Below are 15855 nucleotides of genomic sequence, written 5' to 3' on the forward strand. Positions count from 1 at the left end.
AAACGGATGCTTGATTAAAGTATTCCTATTCTATCACAACCGCGATAAAAAGAGAATAATTTACATTTTGTAGGAAATAAACGACAAGCGCCGTCGCGCGAAAAAGAAAGGACTGCCCCCTCTATAGGGAGACAGTCCCTCGTCCAGGGCGTGTATGCAACCTCCGAGGATAGCAGATGTTGCCGAATTTTCGCCTCTGAGCGGGTTTGCATACACGCCCCAAGCCGCTTCGATTAATCGACGCGTTTGGACGCGATTTCTCCGGTAATGCGGGCCACGAAATCTTCCAGCGACTGAGCGCCGAGATCCCCTTCTCCGCGGCGGCGCACGGAGACGGTGCCGCTGGCGGACTCCTGCTCGCCGATGACGAGCATATACGGAATTTTCTCGAGCTGCGCTTCGCGGATTTTGTAGCCGAGCTTCTCGTTGCGCAGATCCGATTCGACGCGGACTCCCGCCAGCTGAAGCTTCTCCTCGACCTGCTTCACGTACGGCTCGTACACCGGATTAACCGGGATCAGCTTCGCCTGGACCGGGCAGAGCCAGAGCGGCAGCGCGCCGGCGAAGTTTTCCAGCAGGAACGCGGTCATGCGCTCCATCGTGCTGATGATGCCGCGGTGAATGACGACCGGACGATGCTTCTTGCCGTCGTCGCCCACATATTCCAGTTGGAAGCGTTCCGGCAGCAGCACGTCGAGCTGAGCAGTCGACAGCGTCTCTTCCTTGCCCAGCGCGGTCTTGATCTGCACGTCCAGCTTCGGACCGTAGAACGCGGCTTCCCCTTCGGCTTCGAAGAACGGCAGGCCCAGTTCCTCGACAACCTCGCGCAGCATGCGCTGGGACGTCTCCCACATCTCGTCGTCCGGCCAGTACTTCTCGGTATCCTTGGGATCGCGGTACGACAGGCGGAAGCGGTATTCCTTGATGCCGAAATCCTCGTACACCTGACGGATCAAGTTCACGACGCGCGTAAACTCCTCCTTGATCTGATCCTGACGGCAGAAGATATGGGCGTCGTTAAGCGTCATCGCGCGAACGCGGTGCAAGCCGGTCAGCGCCCCGGACATCTCGTAGCGGTGCATCGTGCCGAGCTCGGCGATCCGGATCGGCAGGTCGCGATAGCTTCGCATGTCGCTCTTGTACACCATCATATGGTGCGGGCAGTTCATCGGACGGAGCACCAGCTCCTCGTTGTCCAGCTCCATCTTGGGGAACATGTCCTCTTGATAGTGCTCCCAGTGTCCGGAAATCTTGTACAGCTCCACATTGGCGAGAACCGGCGTATAGACGTGGGTGTAACCAAGTCTTTCCTCCAGATCGACGATATAGCGTTCCAGCGTCCGGCGCAGCTTCGCCCCGTACGGAAGCCACAGCGGCAGCCCTTGGCCGACCTCGCGGGAGAATGCGAACATTTTCAGCTCGCGGCCCAGCTTGCGGTGATCCCGCTTCTTCGCTTCCTCCAGGAAGTGCAGATGCTCGTCCAGCTCCGCCTTCTTCGCGAACGCCGTGCCGTAAATCCGCTGCAGCATCTTGTTCTTGCTGTCGCCGCGCCAATACGCGCCCGCCACGCTCAGCAGCTTAAACGACTTGATGCGGCCCGTGGACGGCAAGTGCGGCCCGCGGCACAGGTCGAAAAACTCGCCCTGGTCGTAGATCGTAATGGCGACGCCTTCCGGCAAATCGCGAATGAGCTCCAGCTTCAGCGGATCTTCGATTTCCCCGAAAATGCGAAGCGCCTCTTCCCGGCTCACCTCGCGTCTGGAGATCGGCAAGTTCTCCTTCACGATCTTCTCCATTTCCTTCTCGATCGCCGGCAAGTCTTCCGGAGTGATCGACTGCTCCATGTCGATATCGTAATAGAAGCCGTCCTCGATGACCGGCCCGATGCCGAGCTTGACCTTGTCCGCTCCGTATACCCGCTTAAGCGCCTGGGCCAGCAAATGCGCCGTGCTGTGCCGCATCACTTCAAGCCCTTCCGCATTGTCCAGCGTCACGATTTCGAGGGCGACGTCGCTCTCGATCGGCGTATTCAGGTCGACGACCTGGCCGTCCACCTTGCCGACGACCGCTACCTTCCGCAGCCCCGGGCTGATCGATTGCGCCACCTCTTCGACGGTAACGCCCGCCTCGTAGGAGCGAACGGCCCCGTCCGGCAATTTTACCTGTACTGACATTTCCGAATGCCTCCTTCTGATTGACCCCTTTGAACCCTCGCTTGTCGTCGGGAACAAAAAAAGCACCGCGTCCCGAAAGGGACGGGTGCTCTGTATGCGGCCCGTGGTTCCACCCTCCATCAATCGGCGCGAATGCCGATCCTCTGGCATGAAGCTAACGGTCATGACCCGGCAGGAAATACTGGCACGGCGTCGTTAGGCGTCCGTCGGTTCATCCCTGCAGCTCGAAAGGGGTATCTGTCAGCCGGTTGCGGGAGGAACTTGCAGCCTTGGGTTCCTCTCTCTGGACCGTCCGGTTCAGACAGCGTTGTCTTTCTCATCGCTTTTGAATTGTGGATTCATATCGTTCATTATATCGATTGCGATCGATATCCGTCAAGTTCCGCTCCGCCCTCAGTGGGCGGGCAGATCGGGGTACAGCGCCGCCCGATCTCCGAAAATGCCGATAATCGTGCGAATGACCTGCGATTCCGGCTCCGGCGTGTGGATGTAGAGCTGACGGGGCGATGCGGCAAGCAGACGGCTTACCACCAAGCTTTCTTCCTCCGCCTCTTCCCGGCCCTCCTCCTCGCCCGCTTTCGAATGTCCCATCGTATCGGATTCCGCTTCGCCCGTCTGCTCGAGAGGACGCATCTCCTCGTCCAGCAACCGGAAGGCATGCCCGCCCGAGTGCAGCACGTGAACCGTCGACGTCCTCGTCTCCTGCCACTCCACCATCGACTTGAGCAGAGACATGAATTCCTGATATTGGCGTTCCATCATTCTTTCCTCGATCGCGGCTTCGGCGGCTTCCTTCACTTCCGCCCTGTAATCCGCCAGGCGAAAACGAAGGAATCCTTCCAGATTCAACCGCTCATGCTCCTCCAAATAGCGCGAGAACCTGGCCGCCAGCTTCTGCAGCCTGCGCTCCCTGCCCCGGCCCATCCAACCGCCGACGGCATCCGGTTCGCCGTCGAGCAGCGACACCGCTTCGGCGATCAGCGCGTCTGCCTCCATCTCGTCCTTCAAGCCGAACTTGGAACGGAACAGCTTCCTGAGGAGCGATGGCTCTTGCTCCGACAGCGTATATTCGGCCAGCACCTTGCCGACGCGATCGCACGACCTCTTCTTGCCTTGCGGCCCCGGGCCGACCGGAAATTGACAGCGAATGACGCCATCCTCCTGGCTGAGCTCCCACTGAATGCTGTCCACCGGATCGTCCGCCTCGACGAACGTTCGGCCCAGCATGCCCGCCAGCCGTTCCAACGAAGGAGGATCGCTTGCGTAAGCCACGACGAACTCCATCTTCTTCATTTCTCCACCTCCATCCTTCCGACTCGTTACTTAAACTATATGGTGGCCCAAAAAGGGATATACGATGGCAGATCGTTTATGGTATATTTTATGAAGTTTGATCGAGAAAGGACGTCCTTATGTCTTTACCATCGTTTTCCGTACGCCAAGAGCGTTGGAATCGGCTGCTGCTCCAAGGCTGCTGGATCGTGTTCCTGCTGTCCGTCGCTTTGGAATTTCTTTTTCTGCAGGTTACCGAAGTGCCGCCCGCGCAATTCATAGCTCTATACATCGTCAGGCCGACGGCAATCATGGGAACTATACTGCTCGTCGCGGAAATCAGCGTTCGTTACTTGTCCAAACACCACGACTACATCCTCATTACGACCGCCACTTTGCTGACCTTCACGGTCACTTTCGTCCACTCCTCCTTGGAGTATCTCCTGTTTCTTCTGTTTTTTCCGATTCTGATCAGCATTTTTTATTTCCAATACAAGAAGCTGCTGTATGCCATTCTCATTACCGGCATCGCTTTCGCCGCCTTGCTCGCGTTTAACGGAGAGATCGGAGAACGCATGTCGACCACGGGATCGCTGACGATGGCGATCATTTTGCTCGTCTACAGCGGAATCGGCTTCGGCATTCTCGCCAGGGGCAGAGAAATTTTGACGCATCTGCGCAGCTCGTACGAATCGAACCAGGAGCTGCTCGTGCGCACGATCCTGATGGACAAGCTGGCGAAGACGGACGCGCTGACCGATACTTACAATCATATGGCCTATCATGAATACAAGGACCACCTCGTGGCGCAGGCGGATAACGGAACGCTGCAGCTGCACCTGGCCATCATGGACATCGACAACTTCAAGAAAGTGAACGATACGTTCGGTCACAAAGCGGGAGACGCCGTATTGCGGAAAGTCGCTTCGATCGCCCGGTCGAAAACCGGAAGCAACGACTTTATCGCCAGGTACGGCGGAGAAGAATTCGTCATTCTGTTTACGGAGAAAAGCTTCCAGGAAGCTTACGATCTGGTCGAGGATATTCGCAAAGAGATCGCTTCGGCCCTGCACGATGCGCTGGACGGAAGCAACGTAACGGTCAGCTTCGGGCTGAACGCGTACGTTCCGGGGATGGGCAAGGAGGAACTGTTCAAGCTGGCGGACGCCGCTCTCTATGAAGCGAAGCATTCGGGGAAAAACCGCACCGTCATCGCCAAAGCCGGTCAGCCGGCCGCAAGCGGACGCTAAAGGGCTGCCTTCCATAAGATCTGAATTATCGATAAGAAAAAAGTGAGCGCATATATCTCCTGGAGAAGGCCTCATACGGTCCTGAAATCACCTTACAACGGGTTTACCATTCGGATTTCAGGATCGTATAGACTCGGAAGGAGATATATGCGCTTTTATCTTCTGCTATCGATAATTAGCCTCTTATGGAGCAGCCCTTATTTTACGATTTAATTTTGCATCACATAATCTTTCGCAGCCGTCTCATTCTCGCCGTACACCTTCAGAAGCTCGTACTTCGTGTTGCGCTGGGCGGGAATTTTGCCGCATTCGCGGATCAGCTTAAGAATAAGTTCGATATTGACCTTATGCGTCGTGCCGGCGGCCGATACGACGTTCTCCTCGATCATCGTGCTGCCGAAGTCGTTGCAGCCGTACTGCAGCGACAGCTTGCCGATCTCCGGTCCCATCGTCACCCACGACGATTGGAAGTTCTTGATGTTGTCGAGGGCGATCCGGCTGATCGCCAGCGTCTTGAGGTATTCCTCCGGCGACGCCTTCTCGCGCTTCATATTCGTGTTGTCCGGCTGGAACGTCCACGGGATGAACGCCAGGAATCCGGGCGAAGGATAGCCGTTGTTGAGGCATTCGTCCTGGGCGTCGCGCACGCGCAGCAGGTGCAGCGCCCGCTCCTCCATCGATTCGCCGAAGCCGATGACCATCGTCGCCGTCGTGTTCATGCCGACTTTGTGCGCGGTCGTCATCACTTCCATCCAGTCTTTCCAGGAGCCCTTCAGGCGGCTGATTTTCTTCCGCGTTCTATCGTCGAGAATTTCCGCGCCGCCGCCCGGAAGCGAGTCCAGACCGGCCTCGTGAAGCTGCCTGACGACGTCCTCGATCGGAATGTCGCCGGCGACGACCTGCATCTTGCGAATTTCCGCCGGGGAGAACGAATGCATCGTAATGCCGGGGAAACGCTGCTTGATCTCGCGCAGCAAATCGAGATAATAGCTGAACGGCAAATCCGGATTCGTGCCGCCCTGCATCAATATTTCCGTGCCGCCTACGTCGATCGTCTCCTGGATTTTACGGAAGATCGCCTCGTTCGGAAGCACGTACCCTTCCTTGGAGCCCGGCGCCCGGTAGAACGCGCAGAAACGGCAATAGACGTCGCATACGTTCGTGTAGTTGACGTTGCGTCCGACGACGAACGTCGTGATCGGCTCGGGATGCTTGGCCAGCATGATCCGGTTGGCCGCATGCCCCATCTTCTCTATCTCATCGCTCTCGAACAAAGCAACGATATCTTCCAGTTGAAGCCGTGTGCCTTGCAGAGCGCCTTCCAAAATTCGGTCCACTTGACTCATATTCGGGACCCTCCTCCTCGTTGGACTGCTGTCCTCTTCAAACCTTATCCCATCGTAACACAAAAATACCGCGGGAGTCACCTAAGAGGCGACAAGTCCGCGGCGATGCTGAATCCGGTCTTTCGTTTCCTGGAACATCTCCCGTTCATGCTCGTACAGCAGCACGTTCGGACGCGCGAAGTAATACCCTTGCCCCATGTCCACTTCGAGCTTGAACAGGACGTCGGCCTCCTCCTCGCGCTCGACTCCTTCCGCCACGATCTCGCACTTCATCTCCCGTGCGGCCGTGACGATGGCCCGCAGCAGCGACTCCTTGATGGCGATCCGATCCACGTGGCGAATGACCGAACGGTCGACCTTGATCAGCTCCGGAACGAGCTCCCCGATCCATTGGAGACTCGAATAGCCCGAGCCGGCATCGTCCACGGCAAAGCGGAAGCCATGCTCCCGGAACGTCCGTAAAATATCGATCATCGCATCGAAATTCGTAATTTGGTGGCGTTCGGTAATTTCGAAATAGATTTGCTGGGCGCTGAGCGGCGCGTTGCGCTCCAGGCATTCGAGCACGTGGGACAGGAAGAGGGGATGAGACAGCGTCACCGCCGTTACGTTCAGGAAGATCGGCTCCTTGATGCTGCGGGAAGCGATCTCCTCCAGAGCGCGCTTCACGACGAGAAACTCCAGACGGCTGAGAAGCCGGCTCTGCGAAGCGAAATTAAACAACTCGTCCGGGAAATGCAGCACCGTGCCTTCCGGACCCCGAGTCAGAATCTCCCAACCGAACACGTCCCCCGTCGTCAAGTTCATGATGGGCTGAGCCAGCACGCTGATCGAACCGTTCTCCAGAACGCGTTCCAGCTCGCTCCGCAGACGCTGCATCTGGGGCGTTATCGTTCCCGTGGCCAGCGCAAACGCAGACTGATAGCTTTCCTGCAGCAAAATCTCGGCAGGCACGGAGGAAGCGCAGTTGGCAGGAAACGGCACCGCCGAGGAGACGACGGTCAGCGCGTTCCTCCATTCGGGCCGGTAGCCCGCCAGTCCGATTTCCAGATCTGCGCGCACCTCGTCCAGCAGGGACTGCAGCTTCCCGGGAACGAGATCGCTTTTCTCTTTGCCGTGCCGGCTCTCGACCAGCAGCACGAAATCGGCATCGGAATATTGAAAGACCGCGATTACGTCCTGTTCCTCGAAACGGCTCGTTACGGAAATGCGCAGATGTCTCCGGGCGGCTTCGAGAAAGTCGGACCAGTCGCCGCGGGACAATTCTTGCTTGATAGGAGAGCAATCCAGCCTGAACAAAGTCAGGTAACATTCCTTGCCTTGTCGGATTCTCTTATTCAACAAGGAAACGATCGGACGGCGCAAGGTGAAATCCGGCGGATAGAACTTAAGCAACCGGTTCGGCAGCAGCATGCGGCATGCCAAGGAAAACCGGTCGATCATCTTCTGGATCTTCAAGTCCCATCATCCTTGTCTTGGGGTAGATTGGAAATATTGTAGCACGAAACGGGCAGGATTAGGTAGGGGAATAACCAAAAAAACCGCAAGAATCGACAAGATTCTTGCGGTTTCGTCGTTTACGGCCGCCCGCCGTTCAAGTCCTGCACGGCTTTGGAGAATTTCTCCAGCCCTTCCAGCAGCAAAGAGCGCGGACAAGCCAGGTTCACGCGCAAATAGCCGGCCCCTTGTTCTCCGAATACCGAGCCTTCGCTGAAGGCGACGCCCGCCTTCTCGAACATGAGCCGCTTGAGCTCCTGAGGCTTGTCCGAGATCGCCGTGCAATCCATCCATACCATATACGTGCCTTCCGGCGACATCGCCTTCACCTGCGGCAGATGCTCCTTCACGTAAGCGAGCAGCGCGTCCCGGTTGCCTTCCAGATATACGAGCAGCTGATCCAGCCATTCATCGCCGTGCGCGTAGCTGGCTTCGGTCGCGGTCAGCCCGAAATACGACTCCATATGAATGGACAGCGTCTTGAGCGCCGCGTTGTATTTGCGACGGATATCCGCGTTAGGAATGATGACAGCGGCCGCTTGCAGCCCCGCCAAATTGAACGTCTTGCTCGGCGCGATGCAGGTAACGGAATGCTGCGCGCAAGCTTCGGACAAGGAAGCGTACGGCACGTGCTTGTGTCCGGAGAAGACGAGATCGTGGTGGATTTCGTCCGCGACGACGAGCAGGCCGTGCTTCTCGCAGATTTCTGCGATGCGCTCCAGCTCCTCGCGCGTCCACACGCGGCCGCCGGGATTGTGAGGCGAGCATAGCAGCAGCATTTTCGCCCCGCCGGCCGCCTGCTCCTCAAGCAGCTCGAAATCGATCTCGTACCGTCCGTCCTTAAGCAGGAGCGGATTGTTCACGACTTTCCGCCCGTTCATCAGAATGACGTCGTAGAACGGGTAGTAGACAGGCGATTGCAGAATGACGCCGTCCCCCGGCTCCGTGAACGTCTGCACCATCAAGCTCAGCGCCGGCACGACGCCCGGGCTGGAAGACAGCCACTCCTGCTCGATCCGCCACTGATGGCGCCGGGACAGCCAGCCGATAATCGCGTCGTAATACCCTTGCGTCCGCACCGTATATCCGTAGATTCCGTGCTCCGCCCGGAGTTTAATCGCCTCCACGACTTCCTGCGGAGGCTCGAAATCCATGTCCGCTACCCACAAGGGCAAAATATCGGAACGCCCGAACAGCCTCTCGGACTGATCCCACTTGTAGGAAGCCGTCCCCGTCCGGTCGATTCGTTTGTCGAAATCGTATTTCATGCCGTGATCCCCTCCGATCCGTTTTACCCGTTGATTTCCCGCTCCGCGGCCTCGATCGCTTGCCGCAGATCCTCCAAAATATCGTCCGCATGCTCGAGTCCGACGGAGAACCGGAGCAGCCGGTCGTCCACGCCGACCGCGAGGCGAATCTCTTCCGGAATGTCCGCGTGCGTCTGCACGGCCGGGTATGTCATGAGGGATTCTCCGCCTCCCAGGCTCTCGGCGAAGGCGATCAGCTTAATGTGGCGCAAAATCGGCTCGATCGTGCGGGCGTCCTTCATTCTGAAAGAGAAAATGCCCGTATTGCCGGAAGACTGGGCCTTCTGAATGTCGTGTCCCGGGTGATCCGGCAGCGCCGGATAATACACCGATTCAACGGAAGGATGGCTCTTGAGCCATTCGGCGATCCGCGTCGCGTTCGCCTGATGCCGCTCCATCCGCAGAGCGAGCGTCTTCATGCCGCGCATCAGCAGCCAGGAATCCTGGGGCCCGAGCACCGCGCCGATCGAGTTGTGCAGGAACGCCACGTCGGCGGACAGCTTCTCGCCTTTCGTCACGATCAGACCCGCCAGCACGTCGTTGTGGCCGCCTAAATATTTGCTCGCGCTGTGCACGACGATGTCCGCGCCAAGCTCGATCGGCCGCTGGAAGAACGGCGTCAGCAGCGTATTGTCCACGATCGTGAGCAGGTCGAAGCGCTTCGCCCACGCGGCAACCTTGGCGATGTCCGTCACCATCATGAGCGGGTTCGTCGGCGTCTCGATCAGCACCGCTTTCGTGTTCGGCTTGCGGTGCGACTCCAGCGCGTCCAGGTCGTTCGTATCGATGTAGGTCGCCGTCACGCCGAATCTGGACATCACTTGCTCCAGCAGACGGTAAGTTCCTCCGTACAGGTCAAGCGACACGAGCAGATGATCTCCGCTGCTGAACAAGGAGAAGACGATCTGCAGCGCGGCCATGCCGGAGCTCGTCGCGAATCCCGCGTCCCCTCTCTCCAGATCGGCCGCGGCCGCTTCCAGCACGGCGCGCGTCGGACTCTTCGAGCGAGAATAATCGAAGCCCGTGCTTTGTCCCAGCCGGGGATGGCGGAAAGCCGTCGATTGGTAGATCGGAAAGCTGACCGCTCCGGTTTGAGGATCGTTTTGCGACCCGATTTGGGCCAGGCGACTTTCAATCTTCATAATCGTTCATTTGCCTCCTAACGAATCGTGTGTGGCTTTGCCTTGCCGAGTTCGTACGGCGTAGCCTGGTATACGTAGTAGTTCAGCCAGTTGGAGAACAGCAAGTTGCCGTGCGCCCGCCAGGTGGACATCGGGAATTTCGCCGGATCGTCGTTCGGAAAATAGTTTTTCGGAACGTTGATTCTGAGCCCCTTGGCTTTGTCGCGGTCGTATTCCCACTTGAGCGATTGCGGATCGTATTCGGAATGCCCGGTAACGAAAATTTGCTTCCCGTCCGTCGAAGCCGCGATATAGACGCCCGCTTCCTCCGATTCCGACAAAATCTCCAACCCCGCCGCTTTCGCCACGTCCTCCCTCAGCACCTCGGTGTGGCGGGACTGAGGCGCGTAGAACACCTCGTCGAAGCCGCGCAGAAGCGGCGTATTCGGCTTCGATACTCCGTGCGGGAAGACGCCGAACATTTTCTCCTGGAGCGGATACTTCGGAATGCCGAAGTGATGGTATAGGCCCGCTTGCGCTCCCCAGCATATATGGAAGGTAGACGTCACGTTGTCGACCGTCCAATCCATGATCTCCTTCAGCTCTTCCCAGTAATCGACTTTCTCGAACGGCAAGTGTTCGACGGGGGCGCCGGTAATGATCATCCCGTCGTATTGCTGGTCCTTGATGTCGTCGAAAGTTTTATAGAAGCTGGTCAGGTGATCCGCGGACGTGTTCTTCGACGTATGCGTCTTCGGGTGCAGCAGCACCGCTTCCAACTGCAGCGGCGTGTTCCCGATCAGGCGAAGCAATTGGGTTTCCGTCGTTTCCTTGGTCGGCATCAAATTCAGGATCGCAATTCGCAGCGGGCGAATATCTTGATGATACGCGACGCTTTCGTCCATGACGAAGATGTTCTCTCGCGCCAGCACTTCCTTGGCTGGCAAATTGTCCGGTACTTTGATCGGCATGCTCATTCCTCCTCCGGAATGGAAAATTCCATTTCTCCAACATAAAAACGACCCCAAATGAGATCAGGGTCGTGTATCCATCAATCGTACGCGCGCCCCTCTCATCTGTCAGAAACGATACCGTTTCCGCAAGAATTAGCACCGTGCGTCTAATGACACTACGCCGGTTGCCGGGCTTCATAGGGCTAGTCCCTCCGCCTGCTCTTGATAAGATGGCCATCTTTATTCGGTTGTCGGGAAAACTATCCTTAATGTACCCGAAATCGCGAGGACAGTCAAGGTGTCCTTTACAGGCTGTTTACAGGCTGTCCGCCCTGCTTCGGCCGCTGATTTTCTCCTTGAAACGTTCGGGGGGTGAGGATTATACTTATCACGTTAACTGCATTTATCGACAAAGTCCACGGGACTGTAAAAGGGGGGAGCCGGACATGGAAGGCGATAAACCGAAGCCGGATGGAAATCACATACGCAAGGCAGGACCGATTTCCGTCGCGGTAAAGCTCGCGGTGTCCGGCTTCCCCGGATAACCTTATTTGCTCCGACGGAATCGTCCTGCATGAACGGTAACGGACATGCAAAGGAGCGGTTCCCATGAAAATCAGACTGGTTAACAACGGCGTATTCACGCCTATCGACAGCATCGAAGATACGCTGCTTCCGCCTAAGAGCGGATTTTACTGGATCGACGCGGACGTCGACGACCTGGTCGTCCTTCAGCCCTTGTTCGGCCTTCACGACCTGGCCGTCGAGGACTGCCTGACGGAAGAAGAGCAGCGGCCGAAGCTGGAAATTTACGAAAACCAATACTTCCTTGTCATTAACAGCATCCGGTTCGACGACGAAGAAATTTTCCTGCGCGCGCTGAATCTGTTCCTCGGCCGCCATTATTTGATCACGGTCACCCGTCAGAAAATCAACGAGCTTCGCAGCGTCAAGCCGCTTCTGTGGGAACAGGAGGTCGATACGGCGGACCGGTTCCTGTACCACCTCGTCGACCTCGTCGTCGACAACTACATTACGGTAGGCGACCGGATCGAAGCTCGCATCGAGAGTCTCGAAGAAGACATTCTCATGCACACGAAGAAGTCCCACCTGACCGAGATCATCGGTCTTCGAAGCGAAATTTTGTGGCTGAAGAAGGCGCTCGGCCCGCAGCGCGACCTGATCGCCACACTCAACAAGAAGGACCTGCGCCTGATCGACAACGATCTGCAGAAGTACTTCGGCGACATCCACGAGAACGCGGTCAAAATCTACGAGACGTTCGAGACGTACCGCGATCTCATGGGCAACTTGCGGGAGGCTTACCAATCCAGCCTGGCGAGCCGCGCGAACGAAATTATGAGAGTTTTCACCGCGCTTACGACTATCTTCATGCCGCTAACGTTCATTACCGGAATCTACGGAATGAATTTCGACTATATTCCGGGCATGCACTTCGCCTACGGCTCGGTCGTTCTGATCGGGTGCATGGTCGCCATCGCCGTCGGCATGTTCTACTTGTTCCGCAAGAAGGATTGGCTGTGATGGACAATTCCCGGTCTGCCAGGCCCCAGCGAAAGGAGCCGGTTTCCGCATCCCGATAAACGGAACCCGGCTCTTTTCGTGCGCCGTCAGACGGCTTGACCGGCCGACCGGCGACGCCGGATGCGCATCATGCGCAGCTTCGCGTATTTCGTCTCCACCTCGTCTGCGGACACCGACTCTCCGTATATTTTGCGAAGAAGCGGCTTCAGGTACTGATCTCCCAGCTCGCTGATCGCCGCCTCGAACTGCAGCGCTTCCTCGGCGCTCATCTCGCCAAGCTCCTGTTCCACGATCGGCAGCACGTCGTATCCTTCCTCGTCCAGACGCTCGATCCGCTCGATGAGCGCGCGCCGCGAACAGCCCAGGTCGCTCTCCAGCTGCGCAAGCGTCTTGCCGCTGCGGATTCCTTCCAACAGAGAACGCTTCTCCTTGACGACCGCCAGCTTCTTCCCGTACTTCTCCTCCTGGAGCCGGAACATCCAGGTCGACAGTTGATCCGCGGTTACCGCTCCGGGAACCCATCCGCTGAGCGGAAACGTATGCTGCCTCTCCATGCCTTGCAGCAGCGCGACGATCTCTCCGCCGTACCGCTCGGTCTTGACTTTCCCGAAGCCCGGAATCTCCCCCAGCTCGTCCAGCGTATGAGGCACATAGACGGCCAGCATCTGCACTTCCCGGTTCGTCGCGATCAGATAAGCCGACTTCTTCTCCTCGATCGCCTTCGCTCTCCTCCAGGCCCGAAGCGCGGATACGGCTTCCTCGGCTTGTTGCGTATCCGCATAGCACTGCAGCAGCTGCGGCAGCGCTTGCCGGCGCTCCCAGAACGGCACCTCCTCCAGCATGCCGTCCAGAAGCGGCCTGAAGCCCTCCTTCATCTTGACGGCTACCCCGTGACGGAACGCCGCCAGCAGCTCCTCCCAGCTCATGCCTTCGTACCACAGATGCTGCACCTCCGACTCCGCGCCCTGAAGCGCGCGCCAGCCGACGCTCCAGATGCCTTGCAGCTCTCCGATGAACACTTGCGCCCGTTCGTCCGCATGTCCCATCACCCGTTCGAACTGATTCAGAAACACGACTTGCATCCCTATTCCTCCTTGGCCGCATCCCGCGGCTTGATCGTATGCGTTCAAACCGCAGAGCCGGTTAGGGAAAAATGACAAAAAGCACCCCACGCCGGTTGGCGATGAGGTGCTTCCTCAATCGTGCGAACATTGAACACCTTAAGATTATCAAAATTATCCAGGTTAGGCAAGACCCCTTCGATCATTTATAATAAGGGCAACAGCCGCCTCAAGGAGGACTTATCCGCATGGTTTTGAAAGATTACGATTTTCTGTCCGATTCGACGGAGCAGACGTCGACCCGATTCGTTACGTTCATTACGCCCGGCCTTAAGCGCTTCGATCTGGCCCTCCTGACGACGAACCGCTTCTATGGCAAAAAGCTGGTCACCGACCTGATGTTCGGGAGAAGCGCCATTCTCGGCCCCGACGATCTGGAGGAGGAAGGCGTGCTCGAAGCGGCGTTCCGCATCAGCGAAGAGGAAGCCGCGGAGCTCGCCCAGTTTCTGACGCTTGTGCTCGGGGCCGTCAACTTTACCGACTAACGGAAGCGCGGTTCGGACATTCTAACGGAATCCAGACCAACCTGCGAAGGAGGCGAGATTCCGCCATGACCCCGTTCCGTTCCGAGAAAAAGCAGCCGACGACCGATCTGGCGACGGTAGAGTCGCAGCGCAACGACCTCATTCCCGAAGAGTTTCCGGAGGGACCGTACGGCTCTCCCGCTCCGATGTACGCCATCGGCAAGAGCACGCCGTGGCGCGACGACCAGCGTCCGCCCAACGCGTTCTCTTACGAGAATCGCGAGTTCCACGCCGGCCTGGAGCGCGGCTATCCCGGGGAAGTCGAAGCCGAGGACGAGATCGTCGAACAAGATTATCCCTGACGCGCAGGCCCGGAAGACAGTCGGCGTTCCCGTCGACCGCTCCGGGCCTGACTTCTAGCTCTTGCTTAACGTCTTGACCTCTTCGGAGACAACTTATCGCAAGTTCGGGCCAAACAGCAGCACATTGCTCAGGTTCCGTCCCGGCGTGAACAGCTGAACCCCCTGCGAGTAGATGCCGGCTGACGCGCCTCCGTCCAGCGCCATCGCTTCTACGGCCCCTTTGGCCCGCAGCAACTCCGCGACTTCCCCGTGCGTTGCCGTACCTGTCGTCACCAGGACGACGCGGCCGTCCTTCGTGATCCCGATGCCGCTGCGGGCTGCCCGCTTGGCGTCGGCTCCGTCTTTCTCGACAACCTTGCCGCCCTCGATCAGCCTCGGCCAGGCTTGCACGGCCGTGACCGTGTCGTTCCACTGGACAAGCCGTCCTTCCCTGTTCGAGTAGGTCACGCGGTAATGCACCTTCCGGCCGACCTTGAACATTTCCTTCAGCTCCGCCAAGCTATCGCGCTGGTTCACGATCACGTAGCCGTCGCGTGGGATTTTCGCGTTTTCTCCGGCCGCTACTTTGACGACTTTGCCGCCGCTGACGACAATCATAACGCCCTTGTCGGTGCCGATTCTCGCGCCGTAATCGGGCGTATAGATCGTCGTCCCGCTGCCGGCGCGGCGGTTCACGTAGCTCGCCGTCCAGCGACGCTCCGAATCGTACAGTCCGTCGAAGCCCCCTGTAATGCTCGGCGACGCCACCTCAAACCGTGCAGTGCCATCCGCCCCAAAGCTAATGATCGTGCCCACGCTGCCGGTATTGAACAGCAGCTCCCCGTCTTTCACCAGCGTGCCGTAAGGCAGCGGTACTTCATCGTTGTACGCGGCAAAATAAGTGCCGTTAATCGCATAGCTCGCCTGGTGCCTCGTCACGATCGCCTTCATCGCCTCCGCGTTGCCGAGCGCGTCCTTCCCGAGTCCGAGACCGGTCGGCATCCCCTTCGGCAGCACGATCGTATTGACGTATACTTTCCGGCCGTTCAGCTTCGTCTGTCCCGACTCCGTCTTCGGCGCGATGTCCGGCTTGAACTTGACGGGATCGACGATCTGCAGCCGGAAGCTGCAGCCGGCCGCTTCGCGTTCGTACCCGGACGCCGTGACCCCCACTTGCGTCACGCCCTTCGCCAGCGGCACGGCGATGCCTTGCGACGTCACGCGGGCCAGCTTCGGATTGGCCAATTCATAGTACAAATACGGTTCGTATTGAAAAAGAGCGTCCAGGCTCTTGCGATCGTTCATCGGCAGCTTGACCGTTTCCCTCGGACAGGCAAGCTGGCCCGCCTGCGGCTCCACTTGCGGAACTGAAGACCTATCCGTTCCGGCATCCGCCCCTATTAAACTTAAGCCAAGCACTCCTGCTCCTGCTACCTTGACCAAGAAACGAAACTTTTTACCCAC

General features: G+C 58.0%; 13 protein-coding genes and 1 riboswitch. Of the genes, 4 read left to right on the top strand and 9 right to left on the bottom strand.

The window, feature by feature from the left end:
- Window positions 1–233: 233 nt before the first annotated feature.
- Both thrS and B0G52_RS28640 read right to left on the bottom strand, forming a co-directional pair.
- Window positions 234–2174, bottom strand: coding sequence for a threonine--tRNA ligase (thrS, locus tag B0G52_RS28635; protein ID WP_094049736.1), 1941 nt, complete (start codon window positions 2172–2174; stop codon window positions 234–236).
- 393 nt (window positions 2175–2567) lie between these two features.
- On the bottom strand, window positions 2568–3467 hold the full coding sequence (locus B0G52_RS28640; protein ID WP_094049738.1) for a putative sporulation protein YtxC: 900 nt from the start codon (window positions 3465–3467) through the stop codon (window positions 2568–2570).
- 119 nt (window positions 3468–3586) lie between these two features.
- Between B0G52_RS28640 and B0G52_RS28645 the strand changes: the two genes are divergently transcribed.
- Window positions 3587–4696 (top strand): GGDEF domain-containing protein, encoded by a 1110-nt coding sequence (locus B0G52_RS28645; RefSeq protein WP_094049740.1) that lies wholly within the window; start codon window positions 3587–3589, stop codon window positions 4694–4696.
- A gap of 209 nt (window positions 4697–4905) precedes the next feature.
- Here the strand turns inward: B0G52_RS28645 and mqnC are convergent, their stop codons facing one another.
- The 5 genes from mqnC to metA form a co-directional block, all read right to left on the bottom strand.
- Window positions 4906–6042, bottom strand: coding sequence for a cyclic dehypoxanthinyl futalosine synthase (gene mqnC / locus B0G52_RS28650; protein ID WP_094049741.1), 1137 nt, complete (start codon window positions 6040–6042; stop codon window positions 4906–4908).
- A gap of 81 nt (window positions 6043–6123) precedes the next feature.
- On the bottom strand, window positions 6124–7500 hold the full coding sequence (locus B0G52_RS28655) for an EAL domain-containing protein (RefSeq protein ID WP_094049743.1): 1377 nt from the start codon (window positions 7498–7500) through the stop codon (window positions 6124–6126).
- A gap of 119 nt (window positions 7501–7619) precedes the next feature.
- A complete protein-coding gene (locus B0G52_RS28660; protein WP_094049744.1) occupies window positions 7620–8807 on the bottom strand; it encodes a MalY/PatB family protein in 1188 nt (395 codons plus the stop codon).
- A 23-nt stretch (window positions 8808–8830) separates the two neighbouring features.
- Window positions 8831–9988, bottom strand: a complete 1158-nt coding sequence (locus B0G52_RS28665; protein ID WP_094049745.1) for a PLP-dependent transferase — start codon at window positions 9986–9988, stop codon at window positions 8831–8833.
- A 17-nt stretch (window positions 9989–10005) separates the two neighbouring features.
- Window positions 10006–10938 carry a homoserine O-acetyltransferase MetA gene (gene metA / locus B0G52_RS28670; protein WP_094049747.1) on the bottom strand — a complete coding sequence of 311 codons (933 nt, stop codon included), beginning with the start codon at window positions 10936–10938 and terminating at the stop codon, window positions 10006–10008.
- A gap of 98 nt (window positions 10939–11036) precedes the next feature.
- Window positions 11037–11152, bottom strand: a riboswitch (SAM riboswitch).
- A 377-nt stretch (window positions 11153–11529) separates the two neighbouring features.
- On the opposite strand from metA, the gene corA reads away from it, so the two are divergent.
- The gene (corA, locus tag B0G52_RS28675; protein ID WP_094049749.1) at window positions 11530–12465 is read left to right on the top strand and encodes a magnesium/cobalt transporter CorA; all 936 of its coding nucleotides are present in this window, start codon (window positions 11530–11532) and stop codon (window positions 12463–12465) included.
- An 86-nt stretch (window positions 12466–12551) separates the two neighbouring features.
- On the opposite strand, the gene B0G52_RS28680 is transcribed toward corA, so the two are convergent.
- On the bottom strand, window positions 12552–13547 hold the full coding sequence (locus B0G52_RS28680; protein WP_094049750.1) for an HRDC domain-containing protein: 996 nt from the start codon (window positions 13545–13547) through the stop codon (window positions 12552–12554).
- A 227-nt stretch (window positions 13548–13774) separates the two neighbouring features.
- Here B0G52_RS28680 and B0G52_RS28685 point away from each other — a divergent pair, with 227 nt between their 5' ends.
- Window positions 13775–14071 carry a DUF3055 domain-containing protein gene (locus B0G52_RS28685; protein WP_198960750.1) on the top strand — a complete coding sequence of 99 codons (297 nt, stop codon included), beginning with the start codon at window positions 13775–13777 and terminating at the stop codon, window positions 14069–14071.
- 65 nt (window positions 14072–14136) lie between these two features.
- Window positions 14137–14412 (top strand): hypothetical protein, encoded by a 276-nt coding sequence (locus B0G52_RS28690; RefSeq protein WP_094049751.1) that lies wholly within the window; start codon window positions 14137–14139, stop codon window positions 14410–14412.
- Between the two features lie 93 nt (window positions 14413–14505).
- Here B0G52_RS28690 and B0G52_RS28695 read toward each other — a convergent pair whose 3' ends face one another.
- Window positions 14506–15855, bottom strand: coding sequence for a phosphodiester glycosidase family protein (locus B0G52_RS28695; protein ID WP_143762668.1), 1350 nt, complete (start codon window positions 15853–15855; stop codon window positions 14506–14508).

This window comes from Cohnella sp. SGD-V74 (assembly GCF_003001675.1).
Classification (GTDB): Bacteria; Bacillota; Bacilli; order Paenibacillales; family Paenibacillaceae; genus Cohnella.